The organism is Paraburkholderia fungorum (assembly GCF_900099835.1).
Lineage (GTDB): Bacteria > Pseudomonadota > Gammaproteobacteria > Burkholderiales > Burkholderiaceae > Paraburkholderia > Paraburkholderia fungorum_A.
Window position 1 is genome coordinate 3,228,290 of sequence record NZ_FNKP01000001.1, and the last position, 19,314, is coordinate 3,247,603.

The following is a 19,314-nucleotide window of genomic DNA, read 5'->3' on the forward strand; positions in this document are numbered from 1 at the left end:
GCCGCGTTCACGGCGCGGCCGTCGCCGTGCTCAACGTCCATTGCGCGACGAGATCCGGCAACTGGCGCATATCGTCGAAGACGTGGCGTGCGCCTGCTGCATGCAGCTTGTCGATCTGCGCGTCGCTCGCATGACCACCGCCGATAAAACCCAGCACCGTCATACCCGCCGCCGTCGCCGCCGTCACGCCCGTCACGCTGTCTTCGACGACGAGGCACAAGGCCGGTGCGAGACCGAGACCCTGTGCCGCCGCGAGATAGACATCGGGCGCGGGCTTTGGATTCGGCACGGCATCCGCGCAAAACAGCCGGTCGTCGAAAAACTGCACGAGGCCGGTGCGCTTCAGCACAGTCTCCACGTACGGCCGAAAGCTGTTGCTCGCGCAGCCTTTCACCAGCGGCACCTGGGCAAGCGCGGCCTCGATGCCGTCTACCGTCGGCGCCTGCATCGCGGCGGCTTCCACTGCGCGGCGGATCGCATCGATATCGTCGGCGCTGAGGCTCTTGCCGAGTTGCGCCGCCGTGCCCTGCAACACCATTTCGATGCGAAGGCCAAGCAGCGGCAGCACGACCGGCTCGACATCGGTGTCGGGCCAGCGTGCTTCCAGTTCATGCACCAGCATGCGCGCTGCCACGGCTTCGCTGTCGATCAGCACGCCGTCGCAATCGCAGATCAGCGCGAGGTTGCGTGCATTCGTCCCTGCGGTCATTTCACCGCCCCGAATGTAAGGCCGCGCACCAGTTGCTTCTGCGACAGCCAGCCGACGATCAGGATCGGCGCGACCGCCAGCAGCGACGCCGCCGACAGCTTGGCCCAGAACAACCCTTCAGGACTCGAATACGACGCGATGAACACGGTCAGCGGCGCGGCGTTCGAACTCGACAGGTTGATGCTCCAGAACGCTTCGTTCCACGACAGGATCACCAGCAGCAGCGCGGTGGATGCAAGCCCCGGCAGCGACATCGGCATCAGCAGATAGACGATTTCCTGCCACGTCGCCGCACCGTCGATGCGCCCCGCTTCGAGAATATCGCGCGGAATTTCGGCGAAGTACGTGAACGACATCCACACCGCAATCGGCAGATTGATCAGCGTGTAGACGATCACCAGACCCGACACCGTGTCGAGCAGCCCGCTGTTTTTCCACAGCAGATAGATCGGCACCAGCACGCCGACCGACGGCATCATCTTGGTGGACAGCATCCACAGCAACACTTTCTGCGTGCGGCGCGTCGGGAAGAACGCCATCGCGTAGGCAGCGGGCACGGCGAGAATCAGGCACAGCACCGTAACGCCCACTGAAATCAGAATCGAGTTCCACGCGAAGGAAAAGTAGTTACTGCGCGCGAATACTTCGCGGAAACTATCGAGCGTCGGAATAAAAAACAGCGACGATGAATAGGCCTGCTGCTCGGTCTTGAATGCGGTGATCGTCATCCAGAAGATCGGGAAAAACAGCAGCAGTGCGACGAGCCACGCAATCACGCCAGGAATGCCACGGCGGATCACATCGAACGGCGACTTGGCCGGCACGGTCATGGGCGTCGTCGACGACGCCGGAGTGGAGGCAACGTGGCTCATTTTTCGTACTCCCCTTTGAGGTTCTTCGCGAGCATCCGCACGAGGAAGAACGACACGATGTTAGCCAGCACGACAGCGAGAATGCCGCCCGCCGACGCAAGACCGACGTCGAACTGTTGCAGGCCCAGCGAGAAAATCAGGTACGACAGATTGGTGGTCGCAGTGCCCGGACCGCCGCCCGTGGTCGTGTAGATTTCGGCGAAGATCGACAGCAGGAAAATCGTTTCCATCATCACCACCACCGCGATCGCGCGCTTCAGGTGCGGCAGCGTGATGTAGAAGAACATCGAGAACGGCCCCGCGCCGTCGATCTTCGCGGCTTCCTTCTGCTCCTGGTCGAGCGACTGGATCGCCGTGAACAGGATCAGGAACGCGAACGGCAGCCACTGCCACGCGACGATCATGATGACCGCGATCAGCGGGTAGTCGGCGAACCAGTCGATCGGCTGCATGCCCATCGCGCGCATGCCCTGCGCGATCAGGCCATACACCGGGTGCAGGATCATGTTCTTCCAGATCAACGCGCTGACGGTCGGCATCACGAAGAACGGCGCGATGGCGAGCAGCCGCGCGACGCCCTGGCCGTAAAACTTACGGTCGAACAGAATCGACATCAGCACGCCGCCGACCACCGTGATCACCAGCACGGAGATGATCAGTTCGAGCGTATGCGCGATCGACGGGAGAAACGAAGGATCGGTGGCAAGGAAGCGATAGTTGTCGAAACCGGCAAAACCGCGAATATCCGGATTCAGCAGGTTGTAGCGCGAGAACGAAAACCAGATCGTCATCGCGAGCGGGATCGCCATCCACAACACCAGCACGGCGACCGACGGCGTGGCTAGCCAGCGTGCTGAATTGGCCTTGCGGGCTTCACGTTCTTTTTCTGTCTGGGGATGGGCATGCATGAGAGGTAGGCGCAAAGGACGCATGATTGACCACCTGTTCGGTAATGCGCGGACTGTTTGCATCGGCCGCGCGAACTACTGCGGCATCTGGCGACGCCACAACGTCCGCACGCGGCGGAACAGGTCCGCTGTGCTGCGTGGGCCGGCTGACGGGCGTCAGCCGGCGCGTGCCACATTAACCGTGTGGCGGGTTTCCCGATCCGGGCGGCTTACTTCTGATAGCCGGCCTGCTTGACCGCGCGATCCGCGGTGGCGTTGCCTGCTGCCAGCGCCTGATCGACCGTCATCTGACCGGCAATCGCGCCGGAGATGCTCTGACCGACCACGGTGCCGAACGACTGGAACTCAGGAATCCCGACGAACTGTACGCCGGTGTACGGCACCGGCTTGAGCGTCGGATGATCCGGGTCCGCTGTTTCGATCGCCTTCAGCACGAATGCGCCGAACGGTGCGGCTTTCTGGTACTCGGGACGCGCGTAAGTCGACTGACGCGTTCCCGGCGGCACCGAGGCCCAGCCTTCGTCCTTCGCGACCAGTTCGATGTATTCCTTCGAGGTTGCCCATGTGATGAACTTCTTCGCCGAGTCAGCCTGCTTCGACGACTTCGGAATCGCGAGCGCCCAGGCCCACAACCAGTGCGAACCCTTCGGCGTGACCGCGATCGGCGCGGCCGCGAAGCCGACCTTGTCCGCAATCTGCGACTGGTTCTTGTTGTAAAGCATGCCCGCTGCAACCGTCGCGTCGATCCACATCGCGCACTTGCCCGACGACATCAGCGTGAGGTTTTCGTTGAAGCCATTCGAGCTGGCTCCCGGAGGGCCGTCCTTGCGCAGCAGATCGACGTAGAACGTCATCGCCTTCTTCCATTCCGGCGACGTGAGCTGCGCATTCCACTTCTCGTCGAACCAGCGTCCGCCGAACGTATTCACGACCGTCGTGCCATACGCCATGTTTTCGCCCCAGCCCGCCTTGCCGCGCAGGCAGATGCCGTACTGGCCGTTGGCCTTGTCGGTGAGCTTGTCGGCGAATTGTGCGATCTGGTCGTAGGTCGGCTGATCCGGCATCTTCAGGCCGGCCTTGTCGAACAGGTCCTTGCGGTAATACGTCATCGAGCTTTCGACGTAGAACGGCAGCGCGTACAACTGCCCGCCGCTAGACAGACCGTCGCGGGCCGTCTTCACGACGTCGTTCAGATCGTAATCGGCGGGGAGATTCGTGAGCGGCGTGAGCCAGCCGCGCTTGCCCCATTGCGGCGTTTCGTACGCGCCGATCGTCATCACGTCGAACTGGCCGCTGCCAGTGGTGATGTCGGTCGTCGCGCGTTGACGCAACACGTTTTCTTCGAGAATCACCCAGTTCAGCTTGATGTCCGGATTCGCTTTTTCGAATGCGGGCGAGAGCTTTTTCAGCTCGATCATGTCCGGGTTGTTCAACGTGGCGATGGTCACCGTCGCCGCGGATGCGCTCAACGCGAAGCACGCGACAGCGCCGGCACTCGCCGCTTTCAGCGCGGATTTGAAGGCTGGTTTCATGTGATGTCTCCTTTTTCTCGTACGTTATGTGGTGCTGCGTCTGTTTTACGAAAATGACGGTGAAGTGAGCAAGGCTCGCGCCTGCAATCAGCTCATCCAGTTACCGCCGTCGACGTTCAAGGTTTGTGCGGTGATGTAATCGGCGTCCGCCGATGCGAGGAACAATGCAGCGCCGGTCAGATCGTCGGGCACACCCATGCGCCCGAGCGGCACCGCTTCGCCGACCAGGCGTTTCTTCTCGCCGAGCGGCCGGTTTTCATACTGCGCGAACAGCGCGTCGACCTCTTTCCACATCGGCGTATCGACGACGCCCGGCGCAATGCCATTCACGTTGATCTTGTGCGGCGCGAGCGCCAGTGCCGCCGACTGCGTATAGCTGAGCACGGCGGCCTTGGTCGCGCAGTAGTGCGACACGAGCGCCTCGCCGCGCCGCCCGGCTTGCGATGACATATTGATGATCTTGCCGCCATGTCCCTGCTCGACCATTTTTCGCGCGACGGTTTGCATCAGGAAGAACATGCCCTTCACGTTGACCGCGAACAGGCGGTCGAACACGTCCCAGGATTCGTCGAGGATCGGGCGCATGTCGAACAGCGCCGCGTTGTTGAACAGAATGTCGACCTGACCGAAACGCTCCAGCGTGCTCGCCAGAATGCGTTCGATATCGTCGCGGCGCGTGACGTCAGCGCTGACGGTCAGCACGCGGTCGCCGTGAGCGGCACGCAGCGCGTCGCCGAAACTGTCGGCCGGTTTCACGTCGACCAGCACGCAACGCGCGCCTTCGTCCAGATACCGTTTGGCCACCGCCTCGCCGATTCCGCTTGCCGCGCCCGTCAGAATCGCCACCTTGTCTTGCAATCGTGCCGCCACTGCCTGTCTCCGGTTCGTTCTGCTTGTCGAGATTCTTGAGTCGCGGTGAGCGAACGCTCATTGCGCGAACAATTGCTCTGCTTGTGGTCGAATGATCGGATACGGACCGGGTCATGTCAAGGCGCTCTGACAGATTTCGATGGTGCAGCGCGGAAGGCCTCTTACGCGCATTGCATGCCCTCAGCCAAATTAGTACGAGAAATCGCGGACTGCCAATCCGCATTTCTGCGCGACCCGCTGACAAAAAATCGAGATACGTTATATCATTCCGACCTTGCTTCGATTGGGCAGCCAGCGAAGCGTCCGTTGCTCACTCATTGCCGCTTGCCGAGGAGGCCCACGCCGATGGCCATGTCGATTGCAGAACACCGCGCCGTGCGGCTCGCGCACGCCGAAGCGCATGCCGCGTTGCATGGGCTCGCGCTGACGCCGCTGCGTCGTCAGGTATACGCGGCGATCGTGGCGAGCGAGCGGCCCATCGGTGCCTACGAATTGATGGACACGCTCGAACCGCAGCGCGGCCGGATGCCGCCCACCACGGTGTATCGCGCGCTCGAGTTTCTGCTCGCGCACGGCTTTGTCCACCGGATCGAGTCGAAGAATGCGTTCGTGGCCTGTTGCGAGATCGGCGTGCCGCATCGCAGCCAGTTTCTGATGTGCGACGGCTGTGGCGCGACCGTCGAGATTCCCGGCGACGACCTCGCCGATCAGTTGTCGCATAGCGAACCCGCGCATGGATTCGAGGTACGCCGGCAGGTGATCGAACTGAGCGGCTTGTGTGCGCTGTGCGCGCGGGCGGAGCGGGCTGCGGGGGCGTCGGCATGACGGGAACGTGGCGAAAAATGACGCGCCCGGCGGTCTGCATCGCGGCACGCTCGGCAGCGAGCCTGAACGAAGGGCCGCCGCCGCTTAGGGCGGCCACTGCCGCGCACAAAGCCGCGCGTCGATCCACGCACCCGGACCGCGCAACCGCCCACCTTCGCCGCGGCCCGTGCGCCCCATTTCAACCTCTGTGATTCATTCAACTCTCACGCAGCAGGAAACAACGATGAAAAAGATCGGCTCGAAGTGGATCGGGGCGCACCGTGCGCTGAAACTGTCGAAGTATCTGGCCGCAGGCGCGGCGGCATTCGCGCTCGCTCACAGCGCGTTCGCGGCGGACCCGAAAATCCCGGTGGTCGCCGCGGAAAACTTCTATGGCGACGTGGTCCAGCAACTGGGCGGCGATCGCGTGGACGTGACGAGCATCCTCAGCAACCCCGACCAGGACCCGCATCTGTTCGAAGCCAGCCCGAAGACCGCGCGCGCGTTGCAGCATGCGAGCCTTGTGGTCTACAACGGCGCCGACTACGATCCGTGGATGGCAAAATTGCTGGCCGCGTCGAAGGGAGCGAAGCGCACGGTCATCGTCGCCGCCGACCTCACCGGCAGGAAAGGCGGCGATAATCCGCACCTCTGGTACGACCCGGCGACCATGCCGAAAGTGGCGCGCGCGGTGAGCGACGCACTGGTCGCGGCTGACCCGGCGCACAAGTCGGCGTACGATGCGAACCTCGCGAAGTTTCTCGACTCGCTGAAGCCGATCGACGCCAAAGTCGCTGATCTGCATGGCCGCTATGCGGGCCTGCCGGTCACGGCGACCGAACCGGTGTTCGGCTACATGTCGGACGCGATCGGGCTGAGCATGCGCAACCAGCGCTTCCAGCTAGCGGCGATGAACGACACCGAAGCCAGCGCGAGCGATATCGCCGCGTTCGAACGCGATCTGCGCGAGAAGCAGGTGCGCGTTCTGATCTATAACAGCCAGGCAACCGAGGCCCTGACCCAACGTATGTTGAAGCTCGCGCAGCAATCGAAGGTGCCGACGATGAGCGTCACCGAAACCCAGCCGGCCGGCAAGACCTATCAGACGTGGATGCTCTCGCAGCTCGACGCGCTGGGCACGGCGCTGGCTGCGGGCGACGCGAACGGTGCAAAAGCGGCGGCCACGGCTCCGGGCGTAAAAGGAAAAACCCAATGACTTCGACTGGCCGCATCGCGCCAGCTAATCCGGCAGCCAGCGCGGCCGCCAATGCGCCTACGGGCGCAGCAGACCGGGCCTCCAGCGGAGCGCCCGTGCTCGAACTCGACCACGTGACCCTCGAACTCGGCGACCGCACGATCCTGCGCGACACCGGCTTCTCGGTGAATCAGGGCGAATTTATCGGCGTACTCGGGCCGAACGGCGCGGGCAAGACCACGCTGATGCGCGCCGTGCTCGGCCTCGTGCCGGCTGCGCACGGTTCGATCCGCGTGCTCGGTCAGCCGGTGGAGCGCGGCAACGCGTCGATCGGCTATATGCCGCAAACGCGCAGCGCGCTCGCGGGTCGGCGCGTGCGCGGCCGCGATTTCGTCGCGATGGCCGCCGACGGTCACCGCTGGGGCCTGCCGCACGCCGACGCGACAACCCGCGCGGACGTCGAGCGCGTGCTGGATCTGGTGGGCGGTCTGAAGCTGGCCGAACGGCCTTTGTCGGAACTGTCGGGCGGCGAGCGCCAACGTCTGCTCCTCGCGCAATGTCTGCTCGGCAATCCCAAACTGCTGCTTCTGGACGAACCGCTGATCAGCCTCGACCCGCATCATCAGAAAAGCGTGGTCGAACTGGTGCGGCGCGTGCAGCGGGAACTCGGCATTGCCGTGCTGTTTTCCGCCCATGAACTGAATCCGCTGCTGAACTCGCTCGACCGCGTGCTGTATCTCGGCAGCGGCGTGGCGGCGCTCGGCACCGTCGACGAGGTGATCACGCGTCCCGTGCTATCGCGCCTCTACGGCTCGCCGATCGACGTGATGCGCGTGAACGGCCGCATCTTCGTGATGTCGGGCGACGTCGAAGTGGAAAAACACGATCACGAGCACGAACACGACGAAGCCGGCGGCCATTCGCATTCACATTCCCACGGGCATTCGCACGACCACGGCCAGTCGCACGGCCACTCACACCACGACTCACGCGACGGACACAAGCACGATGTTTGAATACGATTTCATGGTGAACGCATTCGCGGCGTCGGGGATCGTCGCGGTGCTGGCGGGCGTGGTCGGCTACTTTCTGGTGATGCGCGGACAAACCTTCGCGGGCCACGCGCTGTCGCACGTCGGCTTCACCGGCGCGACCGGCGCAGTGCTGATCGGCATCTCCCCGATCTGGGGGATGATCGGCTTCACGCTCGCGGCGGGCATCGGCATGGGCGCGCTCGGCGAGCGTCTCGCGGGGCGAGACGTGGCGATCGGCGTGATCCTGTCGCTGTCGCTCGGCTTCGGTTTACTGTTTCTGCACTTCTTCACCGCGTACGCGACCCAGGTCACGGCGCTGCTGTTCGGCAACGTGCTCGGCGTAAATTCGTCGACGCTGGTCGTGCTCGCGGCGTTGGGCGTGGTCAGCCTGGGCGCGCTGGCCGCGATCATGCGGCCCTTGCTGTTCGCGTCGTTGCAGCCGGAACTGGCCGAGGCCAAAGGCGTGTCGCTGCGCCGCGTGTCGGTGCTGTTTCTCGCGATCGCCGCGCTGGCTGTCGCCGCCTGTACGCAGATCGTCGGCGTGTTGCTGGTGTTCACGCTGATGGTCGGCCCAGCTGCGGCCGCACAGAACATGACGACGCGTTTGTCGACCGGCCTCGTGCTCGCTGCGGTATTCGCGCTGGTGCAGGCGTGGCTGGGTCTGACGCTGGCTTTCTATACCGACTGGCCGACGAGCTTCTGGATCACCGTGCTGTCGGCGGTGGTGTATGGCGGGAGTTTGTTGCGACGGCGCTAGGCCGCGAGTGAGGTTTTCCGATAACGGCGGCTGATGCATCTGAGCGCCGCCGTCGTCGGTCTACCCGGTCCTAGAGCAGCACCTTCGCGTGATGCGCGAGGTGATCCTCGATGAACGTCGAGATGAAGTAATAGCCATGGTCGTAATCCGCGTGACGCCGTAACGTCAGCGGCTGACCGGCGGCCTGGCAAGCGGCTTCGAACACATCCGGATTCAGTTGCTCGGCGAGGAATTGATCCGCGAGACCCTGATCCACCAGAATCCCTTCTGCGAACTTGCGCGACGCGCGCGCGACCAGTTCGCTCGCGTCGTACTGCTTCCACGCTTCGCGGTCGTCACCCAGATAACCGCCGAACGCCTTCTCGCCCCACGGGCAGCGCGCCGGCGCGGCAATCGGCGCGAATGCCGACACCGACCGGTAAATCTCCGGATTCTTCAGCGCCAGCATCAACGCGCCGTGACCGCCCATCGAATGCCCGAAGATGCCGAGCCGCGCGCCGTCCACCGGCAGATTCGCGAGCACCGTTTCGCGCAGTTCGTCCCGCACGTACGAGTACATCCGGTAGTGCTTCGACCAAGGTTCCTGCGTGGCATCGACATAGAAACCCGCGCCCACGCCGAAGTCCCACGCCGCGCTTTCGCCCGGCACGCCCGCACCGCGCGGACTCGTGTCCGGCGCGATCAGCGCGATGCCGTGCTGCGCGGCGAAGCGCTGCGCGCCGCCCTTCATCGGAAAGGTTTCTTCCGTGCAGGTCAAACCCGCGAGGTAGAACAGCGCGGGCACGTTCGCGTTCGGCTGCAAAGCCTGCGGCGGCAGGTACACCGAGAAACGCATCGGCAGACCGATGGTCTGCGACGCGTGCCGGTAGAAGCGCTGCTCGCCGCCGTGGCTCGCGTGCGACGACAATAATTCAAGCATCGCTACGCTCCTGGTTTAGTACAGCACGACCGAGCGGATCGACTCGCCCTTCTTCATCAGATCGAAGCCTTCGTTGATGCGTTCGAGCGGCAGACGGTGCGTGATCAGATCGTCGATATTGATCTTGCCTTCCATGTACCAGTCGACGATCTTCGGCACGTCGGTGCGGCCACGTGCACCGCCGAATGCGGAGCCTTTCCACTCGCGGCCCGTCACGAGCTGGAACGGACGCGTGCTGATTTCCTCGCCCGCCGCCGCCACGCCGATGATGAACGACTGGCCCCAACCCTTGTGCGTGCATTCGAGCGCCTGACGCATCACCTTCGTGTTGCCGATGCATTCGAACGAGTAGTCCGCGCCGCCATCGGTGAGTTGCACGATATGGTCGACCACGTTCTCGACTTCGTTCGGGTTGATGAAGTGCGTCATGCCGAATTTCTTCGCCAGTTCGACGCGGCCCGGGTTCAGATCGACACCGATGATCTTGTCCGCGCCGACCATCTTCGCGCCCTGGATCACGTTCAGCCCGATGCCGCCGAGACCGAACACCACCACGTTCGCGCCCGCTTCGACCTTCGCCGAATACACGACCGCGCCGACGCCGGTCGTCACGCCGCAGCCGATGTAGCAGATCTTGTCGAACGGCGCGTCTTCACGCACTTTCGCGACCGCGATTTCCGGCACGACGATGTAGTTCGAAAACGTGGACGTGCCCATGTAGTGAAACAGCGGCTTGCCGTCGAGCGAGAAACGCGAGGTTGCGTCGGGCATCAAGCCCTTGCCTTGCGTCGAACGGATGGCCTGGCACAGGTTGGTCTTGCGCGACAGACAGAACTTGCACTGGCGGCATTCCGGCGTGTACAGCGGAATGACGTGGTCGCCCTTCTTCAACGTGCCGACGCCCGGACCCGTGTCGACGATCACACCGGCGCCTTCGTGGCCGAGAATCGCCGGGAAAATGCCTTCGGGGTCTGCGCCCGACAGCGTGTAGTAGTCGGTATGGCAGATGCCCGTTGCCTTCACTTCGATCAGGACTTCACCGGCACGCGGCCCTTCGAGATCGACTTCTTCGATCGTCAACGGGGCGCCGGCTTTCCATGCAATTGCTGCTTTCGTTTTCATCGTGAATGCTCCTGTGAGTCTGTGAATGCAACGCGTCGCGGGCGATTGCTGCGCGGCGCGTGGGTGTCGGGCTGTTGCTGCGTTTACGTGCGCCTGCTTCGCACGCTGGCATCTGACGCCGGGCTCGCACGCTGTTCGCCGCTCGCGTAAAGCCAGGCGATGACGGCTCAGTGATCGACCTCGGCAGCGTACCTCCCCATGCCGCCGATACCTCCGCGCTTCAACATAGCGTGCGAAAAGCGTAATGGTATTGCAAAGTGCGTCACGGCATTGTCCATCCCGGACATTGCGCAGGCTAGCGCGGCGATGTGTCGCCGAACCAGCTTTCTACCCGGCCATAAAGATCGAGGAAACGTGCGTAACGCTCGGCAAGCTGCGCATCGTCTCGCGGACCGGCGACACGCGTCGCGCCTGGCGCAAGCGTGGCGAGATCGTCCGCGTGCCAGTGTCCGCTTGCGAGACCGCCGAGAATGGCGGCGCCGCGTGGCGCGGCATTCGGGCAATCCACCGCATATAGCTCGACGTTCAACGCATTGGCGAGCAACTGACGCCAACGGGGATCGACGGAACCGCCTCCTGCGAGCTTCAGCATTGTCACCGACGCGCCGCTCGCGCGGATCGCGTCGAGCCCGGCACGCAGTGAAAATGCGACGCCTTCGAACGCGGCACGCATCATCGCGCCGCGCGTGTGGTCGAGCGCGAGGCCGAGCCAGCCGCCACGCGCGCTCGGGTTGAGCCATGGCGTGCGTTCGCCGGTGAGGTACGGGAGAAAGGTCAGGCTGGCGCTGGCGTCGGCATCGTCGAATGCATCCCGGTAAGCGTCGGTCCATTCATACGATAGCCATCCGCGGACACGCTCCAGTGCAATGCCGACGTTCTGCATCGCCGCCATCCGGTACCAGTGATCGCTCACCGCCCGATAGCGATGCAAGCCGCGCACCGCCGTCGGCGATTGTGCGGACAGCACGACGATCTGGCCGCCAGTGCCGGTGGTCAGCAACGCGTCGCCGTCGTGCGCGAGTCCGCTGCCGAGCGCGGCGCACGGCGTATCCGCGCCGCCGGTCGCGAGCACGATTCCCGCGCGCAAACCCAACGCGCGCGCTGCTTCGTCCGACAACACGCCGCCCGCTGCATAAGATGGCGCCAGCGGCGCAAACCATTCACGCGGAATGTCGAGCCGCGCCAGCAGCGCCGCGTCCCACACGCCGGCGGGATCGGCGAGCGCGGTTGCACAGGCGTCCGACGGATCGGTGGCCACCGCGCCGCCTAACGCGACGCGCAGCCAGTCTTTCGGCTGCAACGCCCAGCGCGTACGGCTCACCGACTGCGGCTCGTGCAGCACGATCCAGCGCAACAGCGGCCCCGCCATGCCGGGCGCGACCGGATTCGGCTGCGGCTCGGGCCATTGCGCGAGCAGATCCAGAGCGCGCGTGTCGGGCCACAGCATCGCGGGCCGCACTGCTTCGTGCTGTTCATCGATCAATACGACGCCGTGCATCTGCCCGGAGAAACCGATGGCCTGCACGTCGCCGCGCAAATCGTCCGGCAGACGCGCCATCGCATCGCACAACGCGCGCCACCAGGTTTGCACCGATGTCTCGGCCCAACCCGCATGCGGTGTTTCGAGTGCGTACGCGACGCTCGCGACGGCCTGCTCGCGCCCTTGCCGATCGACGATTGCCACTTTGAGGGAACCGGTGCCGAGATCGATGCCGAGAAAACTCATGAGCGATGTGTTGAAAGTGAGGTAAGCGTGAATCGACGAAAACGGAGCGATGAAAGGCCACGCGACAGGCGGAAAATCATGCGTGCCGTCACACGAAAAAACATCGGGAAAATGCTCGCAAAACGCGTCGGTTTTCACATGCGCGCCGCCCTTTGCAAAGTCTCCCGAACGCCCGCCGAAAAAGCAAAATAGCGGGTTAACCCCGTCACCGGACGAGCCACCTCAAAACAGGACTATGCGTTGCGCGGGATACACCTCATTGATTCTCACACATATCCCATCGGCGAGGACATACGGGGCGGCCGGCGTCGAATCGCCGCTGCAAGGGGCTGAGCGGGTCGGCGAGATTCCCGCACCTTTAAATCCCCTTTCAATCGACGCCCCCGCATATCGTCACCGGGAATGCCGGAATAGGCCCCAGTGGTCTTGTTGCACATTTTCGTCCCCGATACCTTGGAGTCATTCCCAAAACAGATTGGTGGAGACAGAGATATGCAATCGAACACGGTTCACCCGTGCGACGAGAGACTGCCCGCAGCCCAGTTGCTCACCCTCGGCATTCAGCACGTTCTGGTGATGTACGCCGGCGCGGTCGCGGTGCCGCTGATCATTGGCGCCGCTCTCAAGTTGCCGAAAGACCAGATCGCGTTCCTGATCAGCGCCGACCTGTTTTCCTGCGGCATCGCCACGTTGATCCAGACCCTCGGGTTGTGGATCTTCGGCATCCGTTTGCCGGTCATCATGGGCTGCACGTTCGCCGCCGTCGGTCCGATGGTCGCGATCGGCACAAATCCTTCGCTCGGCATTCTCGATATCTTCGGCTCGACTATCGCGGCCGGTGTGGTCGGCATCATCCTCGCGCCGATGGTCGGCAAATTGCTGCGCTTCTTCCCGCCGGTGGTGATCGGCGTGGTGATCTCGGTGATCGGTCTGTCGCTGATGGAAGTCGGCATCAACTGGGCGGCGGGCGGTGTGGGCAATCCCGATTACGGCAACCCGATCTACCTCGGTCTGTCGCTGGTCGTGCTGATGCTGATCCTGCTGATCAACAAGTTCGCCAAAGGCTTTCTCGCCAACATCTCGGTGCTGCTCGGGATCGTTGCGGGTTTCGTGATTGCGCTCGCACTCGGCCGCGTCAACATGGACGGCGTCACGCACGCTCCGTGGGTCGGCTTCGTGATGCCGTTCCACTTCGGCCTGCCGCACTTCGACCCGCTGTCGATCGCGACGATGGTCACCGTCATGTTCGTCACCTTCATCGAATCGACCGGCATGTTCCTCGCGGTCGGCGACATGGTCGATCGTCCGGTCGATCAGAAGACGCTTGTGCGTGGCTTGCGCGTCGACGGTCTGGGCACGTTGATTGGCGGCATCTTCAACTCGTTCCCGCATACGTCGTTTTCGCAGAACGTCGGCCTGATCGGCGTGACCGGCGTGAAGAGCCGCTTTGTCTGCGCGATGGGCGGCGTGATTCTGGTGCTGCTCGGCCTGTTCCCGAAGATGGCGCAGGTGGTCGCGTCGGTGCCGGCTTTCGTGCTCGGCGGCGCGGGTATCGTGATGTTCGGGATGGTCGCGGCGAACGGCATCAAGGTGCTGTCCAAGGTCGACTTCGTGAAGAACCACCACAACCTGTTCATCGTCGCGGTGAGTATCGGGCTGGGTCTGGTGCCGGTGGTGTCGCCGCACTTTTTCTCGAAGCTGCCGCCTGCGCTGTCGCCGCTGCTGCATAGCGGGATTTTGCTGGCTTCGGTGTCGGCGGTGGTGCTGAATCTGATCTTCAACGGCGTGAAGAGCGAGAAGAAGGCGCGCTGCGAGATTCGCAGCGCAGGGCATGATTTCGACGGACGTGGAGGGAATGAAGCGCAGGGAGATCAGATGCTGCGCGCGGTGGATTTGCATTAACGACGCACGGTAGCGCCGCTGCGAATTGCGGCGTCACGCATACCCGTATGGCGGCAGAAATAGAAAAAGCCACGGCATGCCGTGGCTTTTTCTATTTCTGCTCCGCTTCAGCTAACTGCGCAGAACGGTTTCGTTAAAACTGAACCCACTCCGCGCAGCCGCCCGCGCAAGACTTACCTTAACTCACCCCGCCGTCGCCGCCGAAGCCGCCACCGGCGCGCTCGCTGCGCCGTAGTCGACCGGTGCATCGGCTGGACGCGGTTGATCGCCGGTATGCTCGATCCACCCGCCGCCCAGCGCCTGATACAGCGTGACCAGGTTCTGCAGACGTTCCATCCGTGCCGTAATCAGCGACGTCTGCGACGTGTACAGATCGGTCTGCGCCGTCAGCACCGACAGATAGCTGTCGACACCGTTCGTATAGCGCAGATTCGACAGATCGAGGCGACGCTGTTCCGCAAACGTATTGCGCTCCAGCGACTGGATCTGCTGATCGTACGTGCCGCGCGCCGCCAGTCCGTCCGCCACTTCGCGGAAGGCCGTCTGGATCGCCTTTTCATACGTGGCGATCTGGACGTTCTTCTGGATGTTCGCGACGTCGAGGCTGGCCTTCAACTGGCCGCCCTCGAAAATCGGCACCGTGATCGACGGCGCGAAACTCCACGCAGCCGAACCCGGCTTGAACAGACCGCCCAGCGTCGGGCTCAGCGTACCGACACTGCCCGTCAGCGTGACTTGCGGGAAGAACGCTGCCCGCGCCGCGCCGATATTCGCGTTGGCCGCGAGCAGATTCTCCTCGGCCTCCATGATGTCCGGACGACGCGTCAGCAGATCGGACGGCAGACCCGCCGGAATATCCGTGAGCAGATTCTGGTCGTTCAGCTTCAGACCCGGCGCCAGGTCAGCCGGCAACGGCTCGCCCAGCAGCAGCACCAGCGCGTTCTCGGCCTGAGCCCGCAAACGCGCCTGCGCCTGCAGATTCGCGCCGGCCGTTTCGACCACCGTCTGCGCCTGACGCAGATCGAGTTCCGAACCCGTGCCGTTGTCGAACTGCAGCTTGGTGATGCGGTACGAGTCCTGCGCGGTCTTCAGCGTGTCCTGCGTGACCTTCAGCAGATCGTCGAGTTCGAGCACCGTCAGGTACTGGTTCGCCACCTGCGAGACCAGCGCGATTTCCGCTGCCTTGCGCGCCTGGGTCGTGCCCAGGTAGGTCGCCAACGCCTGATCCTTCAGGCTCTGAACGCGCCCGAAGAAGTCGATTTCCCACGACGCATTCAGACCGACCGAATACGTGCTGGTAATCGTCTCAGGAACCGACGACAGATCCAGCGGCGTACGCTGCCGGGTTCCCGAGCCCGCGGCTTCGAGCGTCGGCAGCAGACCGGCGCGAACGATCCGGTACTGCGCCTGCGACGCCTGCATGTTCAGCACCGACACACGCAGATCGCGGTTGTTTTTCAGCGCGATCTCGATCAGCTGCTGCATGCGCGGATCGACGAAGAAATCGCGCCAGCCGATGTCGGCGGCGGCCTGACCATTGGCGCTGCGCGCCGTGCTGGTCGAGCCGGGCTGTTGCTGCTGACCCGGCTGGGTCGCGCCCGGCTGCGTGTCGTACACACCGCCGCTCGGGAAGGTCGACGTCACGGGTGCATCGGGGCGCTGGTAGTGCGGCGCCATCGTGCAACCCGTGGCGAACAACGCGACCGCCACTGCAATCAAAGAGTGTTTTTGCATCTCAATGTCCGTCCTTGCCCGAGCCCTCATCAGCCGCCGAGCCGCCAGCTTGCGGATCATGCGGATGGTGCTGGTTGTAGTGTGCGAGCGCCGCATCCGGGTCTTCCTTGTCACCGCCGAATTTCGCGCGGATCACGACGAAGAACATCGGGATCATGAAAATCGCGAGGAAGGTCGCCGTCAACATCCCGCCGATCACGCCGGTACCGATTGCGTGCTGGCTCGCCGAACCTGCGCCGTTACTGATAGCGAGCGGCAACACGCCGAGAATGAACGCGAGCGAGGTCATCAGAATCGGACGCAACCGCAGACGCGCCGCTTCCAGCGCGGCCTCGACCGGCCCCATTCCTTCACCCTGCTGCAGTTCGCGGGCGAATTCCACGATCAGAATCGCGTTCTTCGCCGACAACCCGACCGTCGTCAACAGACCCACCTGGAAGAACACGTCGTTCTCGAGCCCGCGCAGCGTAGCGGCCAGCAGTGCGCCGATCACGCCGAGCGGCACCACCATGATCACCGAGAACGGGATCGACCAGCTTTCATACAGCGCCGCGAGACACAGGAACACGACGAGAATCGAGATGCCGTACAGAATCGGCGCCTGCGAACCCGACTGGCGTTCCTGCAGCGACAGGCCGGTCCATTCGTAGCCGATACCCGCCGGCAGTTTCGCCACGAGCGCTTCCATGGCCGTCATGGCCTGACCGGTCGACTTGCCCGGTGCCGCCGCGCCCTGGATTTCGACCGACGAAATACCGTTGTAGCGCTCGAGCTTCGGCGAACCGTAGATCCACTCCGTGTTGGCGAAAGCCGAGAACGGCACCATCGCGCCCGCGCTGTTACGCACGAACCACGCACTCACGTCTTCCGGTTTCATCCGGAAAGGCGCGTCGCCTTGCAGGTAGACCTTCTTGATCCGGCCGTCGGTATCGAGGAAGTTGTTCACGTACGCGGAGGCCCACGCAATCGAGAACGTCGTGTCGATATCGGACACGGAAACGCCGAGCGCCTGTGCCTTCTCCCGATCGATATTCACCTTGAACTGCGGCGTATCGTTCAGGCCGTTCGGACGCACCTGAGCCAGCGTCGGATCTTTCGCGGCCATGCCCAGCAGCATGTTCCGTGCTTCCATCAGCTTTTCATGGCCGATACCCGCGCGGTCCTGCAACTGGAAGTCGAAGCCCGCTGCCGTGCCGAGTTCAGGAATCGACGGCGGATTGACCGGGAACACGATCGCGTTCTTGTAGCCGGCGAAGTGCATGTACAGACGACCCACCAGCGACTGGACCTTCTGGTCCGAGTGCTGGCGCTGCGCGTAGTCCTTCATCCGCACGAACACGAGACCCGCATTCTGACCACGACCGGCGAAGCTGAAGCCGTTCACCGTGAAGGTGGATTCGACAATCGACTTCTCGTCGTTGAGCAGGTAGTCGGACACGTCTTTCAGCGCGTGCGCGGTGGTTTCCTGGGTCGAACCCGACGGCGTCTGCACCAGCACGAACATCGTGCCCTGGTCTTCGTCAGGCAGGAACGACTTCGGCAGCTTCACGAACAGCAGACCCACCGCGAAGATCACCACCATGTAGATGATGAGCCAGCGGCCCGAGCGCTTGATCACGTGGTGAACGCCCGAGTGATACTTGTCGCGGCTCTTGTTGAACGTGCGGTTGAACCAGCCGAAAAAGCCAGTGGTCTTTTCCGAGTGCCCCTTCGGAATCGGCTTCAGAATCGTCGCGCACAGTGCCGGCGTCAGAATCAACGCGACCAGCACGGACAACACCATCGCCGCCACGATCGTCAGCGAGAACTGCCGGTAAATGGCGCCGACCGAACCGCCCGAGAACGCCACCGGCACGAACACCGCCGACAGCACGAGCGCCACGCCGACCAGCGCGCCGGTGATCTGGTCCATCGCCTTGCGGGTTGCGTCGCGAGGCGATAAGCCCTCCTCCTGCATCACCCGCTCGACGTTTTCCACCACCACGATCGCATCGTCCACCAGCAGGCCGATGGCCAGCACCAGCCCGAACATGGACAGCGTGTTGATCGAGAAGCCCACCAGGCCCATGACCGCGAACGTGCCCAGCAGCACCACCGGCACGGCGATCGTCGGGATCAGCGTGGCGCGCAGGTTCTGCAGGAACAGGTACATGACCAGGAACACCAGCACGATACCTTCGAGCAGCGTCTTGACCACTTCTTCGATCGACAGGCGCACGAACGGCGTGGTGTCGTACGGATACTGGACGACCAGGCCGTGCGGGAAGTACTTCGACAGTTCAGCGACCTTCGCGCGTACCGCCTTCGCCGTGGCCAGCGCGTTTGCGCCGGTGGCGAGCTGGATACCGAAGCCGGCCGTCGGCTGCCCGTTGTACTTGGTGTCGAAGTTGTAGTTTTCGCCGCCCAGCTCGATGTGCGACACATCGCGCAGACGCACCTGCGAGCCGTCCGTGTTCACCTTCAGCAGGATGTTGCCGAACTGTTCAGGCGTGTTCAGCAGCGTGGCCTGCGTGATGGTGGCCTGCAGCACCTGACCCGGCACCGACGGCGTGCCGCCGAGCGAACCGCCCGCGACCTGCACGTTCTGCGCGGTCAGTGCGGTTTGCACATCGACAGGCGTCAGGCCGAAGTTATTCAGCTTGTTCGCGTCGAGCCAGATCCGCATCGCGTACTGCGAGCCGAACAGCGTCACCGTACCCACACCGTCGATCCGGCTGACCGGATCCTGGATGTTCGACGCGACGTAGTTGGCCAGGTCGTACTTGCTCATGCTGCCGTCTTCGGACACGAAAGCCATGACCAGCAAGAAGCTGCTGCTCGACTTCGTGACCTTGGTGCCCAACTGCTGCACGGCTTGCGGCAACAGCGGCGTGGCGAGTTGCAGCTTGTTCTGCACCTGAACCTGCGCGATGTCAGGATTGGTGCCGGCCGCGAACGTCAGCGTGATGGTTGCGGTACCCGAGTCGTCCGACGTGGACGCCAGGTACAGCAAGTGGTCGAGACCACTCATCTGCTGCTCGATCACCTGCGTGACGGTGTTTTCCACCGTCTTCGCCGATGCGCCCGGGTACGTTGCGCTGATCTGCACGGCCGGCGGCGCGATGGTCGGGTATTGCGCGATCGGCAACGTAAAGACCGACGCGATACCCGCGAGCATCAGAATAATGGCGATCACCCATGCAAAAATCGGGCGATCAATGAAGAACTTTGCCATGAGGCGGGCTCCCTGT

At 63.4% G+C, this 19,314-nt stretch carries 15 protein-coding genes; 5 read left to right on the forward strand and 10 right to left on the reverse strand.

Annotated elements, in window-relative coordinates; all coding sequences use genetic code 11:
• Window positions 1-7: 7 nt before the first annotated feature.
• The 5 genes from BLS41_RS14270 to BLS41_RS14290 all read right to left on the reverse strand — a co-directional run bounded on the left by BLS41_RS14270 (window position 8) and on the right by BLS41_RS14290 (window position 4,891).
• Window positions 8-709 carry an HAD family hydrolase gene (locus BLS41_RS14270; RefSeq protein WP_074765522.1) on the reverse strand — a complete coding sequence of 234 codons (702 nt, stop codon included), beginning with the start codon at window positions 707-709 and terminating at the stop codon, window positions 8-10.
• Window positions 706-1,539 carry a carbohydrate ABC transporter permease gene (locus tag BLS41_RS14275; protein ID WP_171910250.1) on the reverse strand — a complete coding sequence of 278 codons (834 nt, stop codon included), beginning with the start codon at window positions 1,537-1,539 and terminating at the stop codon, window positions 706-708. Before BLS41_RS14275 ends, BLS41_RS14270 begins: the two co-directional genes overlap by 4 nt.
• Window positions 1,540-1,577: 38 nt before the next feature.
• The gene (locus tag BLS41_RS14280; protein WP_074765526.1) at window positions 1,578-2,513 is read right to left on the reverse strand and encodes a carbohydrate ABC transporter permease; all 936 of its coding nucleotides are present in this window, start codon (window positions 2,511-2,513) and stop codon (window positions 1,578-1,580) included.
• A 185-nt stretch (window positions 2,514-2,698) separates the two neighbouring features.
• Window positions 2,699-4,021, reverse strand: a complete 1,323-nt coding sequence (locus BLS41_RS14285; protein WP_074765528.1) for an ABC transporter substrate-binding protein — start codon at window positions 4,019-4,021, stop codon at window positions 2,699-2,701.
• Window positions 4,022-4,108: 87 nt separating this feature from the next.
• The gene (locus tag BLS41_RS14290) at window positions 4,109-4,891 is read right to left on the reverse strand and encodes an L-iditol 2-dehydrogenase (protein ID WP_074765530.1); all 783 of its coding nucleotides are present in this window, start codon (window positions 4,889-4,891) and stop codon (window positions 4,109-4,111) included.
• 345 nt (window positions 4,892-5,236) lie between these two features.
• Between BLS41_RS14290 and BLS41_RS14295 the strand changes: the two genes are divergently transcribed.
• The 4 genes from BLS41_RS14295 (at window position 5,237) to BLS41_RS14310 (ending at window position 8,681) form a co-directional block, all read left to right on the forward strand.
• Window positions 5,237-5,716: a Fur family transcriptional regulator gene (locus tag BLS41_RS14295; protein ID WP_074765532.1), complete on the forward strand. Its 480-nt coding sequence runs from the start codon at window positions 5,237-5,239 to the stop codon at window positions 5,714-5,716.
• 223 nt (window positions 5,717-5,939) lie between these two features.
• Window positions 5,940-6,911, forward strand: a complete 972-nt coding sequence (locus BLS41_RS14300) for a metal ABC transporter solute-binding protein (protein WP_074765534.1) — start codon at window positions 5,940-5,942, stop codon at window positions 6,909-6,911.
• Window positions 6,908-7,906 carry an ABC transporter ATP-binding protein gene (locus BLS41_RS14305; protein WP_074765536.1) on the forward strand — a complete coding sequence of 333 codons (999 nt, stop codon included), beginning with the start codon at window positions 6,908-6,910 and terminating at the stop codon, window positions 7,904-7,906. Before BLS41_RS14300 ends, BLS41_RS14305 begins: the two co-directional genes overlap by 4 nt.
• Window positions 7,899-8,681 carry a metal ABC transporter permease gene (locus BLS41_RS14310; protein ID WP_074765538.1) on the forward strand — a complete coding sequence of 261 codons (783 nt, stop codon included), beginning with the start codon at window positions 7,899-7,901 and terminating at the stop codon, window positions 8,679-8,681. Before BLS41_RS14305 ends, BLS41_RS14310 begins: the two co-directional genes overlap by 8 nt.
• Before the next feature lie 70 nt (window positions 8,682-8,751).
• On the opposite strand, the gene fghA is transcribed toward BLS41_RS14310, so the two are convergent.
• The 3 genes from fghA to BLS41_RS14325 form a co-directional block, all read right to left on the reverse strand.
• Window positions 8,752-9,600, reverse strand: coding sequence for an S-formylglutathione hydrolase (gene fghA / locus BLS41_RS14315; protein ID WP_074765540.1), 849 nt, complete (start codon window positions 9,598-9,600; stop codon window positions 8,752-8,754).
• A gap of 15 nt (window positions 9,601-9,615) precedes the next feature.
• On the reverse strand, window positions 9,616-10,722 hold the full coding sequence (locus BLS41_RS14320; RefSeq protein ID WP_042321278.1) for an S-(hydroxymethyl)glutathione dehydrogenase/class III alcohol dehydrogenase: 1,107 nt from the start codon (window positions 10,720-10,722) through the stop codon (window positions 9,616-9,618).
• 295 nt (window positions 10,723-11,017) lie between these two features.
• Window positions 11,018-12,448, reverse strand: coding sequence for a xylulokinase (locus BLS41_RS14325; protein WP_074766542.1), 1,431 nt, complete (start codon window positions 12,446-12,448; stop codon window positions 11,018-11,020).
• 492 nt (window positions 12,449-12,940) lie between these two features.
• Here BLS41_RS14325 and BLS41_RS14330 point away from each other — a divergent pair, with 492 nt between their 5' ends.
• Window positions 12,941-14,350: a nucleobase:cation symporter-2 family protein gene (locus BLS41_RS14330; protein WP_074765542.1), complete on the forward strand. Its 1,410-nt coding sequence runs from the start codon at window positions 12,941-12,943 to the stop codon at window positions 14,348-14,350.
• Window positions 14,351-14,533: 183 nt separating this feature from the next.
• On the opposite strand, the gene BLS41_RS14335 is transcribed toward BLS41_RS14330, so the two are convergent.
• Both BLS41_RS14335 and BLS41_RS14340 read right to left on the reverse strand, forming a co-directional pair.
• Window positions 14,534-16,084 carry an efflux transporter outer membrane subunit gene (locus tag BLS41_RS14335; RefSeq protein ID WP_074765544.1) on the reverse strand — a complete coding sequence of 517 codons (1,551 nt, stop codon included), beginning with the start codon at window positions 16,082-16,084 and terminating at the stop codon, window positions 14,534-14,536.
• Between the two features lies 1 nt (window position 16,085).
• Window positions 16,086-19,298 (reverse strand): efflux RND transporter permease subunit, encoded by a 3,213-nt coding sequence (locus tag BLS41_RS14340; RefSeq protein WP_074765546.1) that lies wholly within the window; start codon window positions 19,296-19,298, stop codon window positions 16,086-16,088.
• Window positions 19,299-19,314 lie beyond the last annotated feature (16 nt).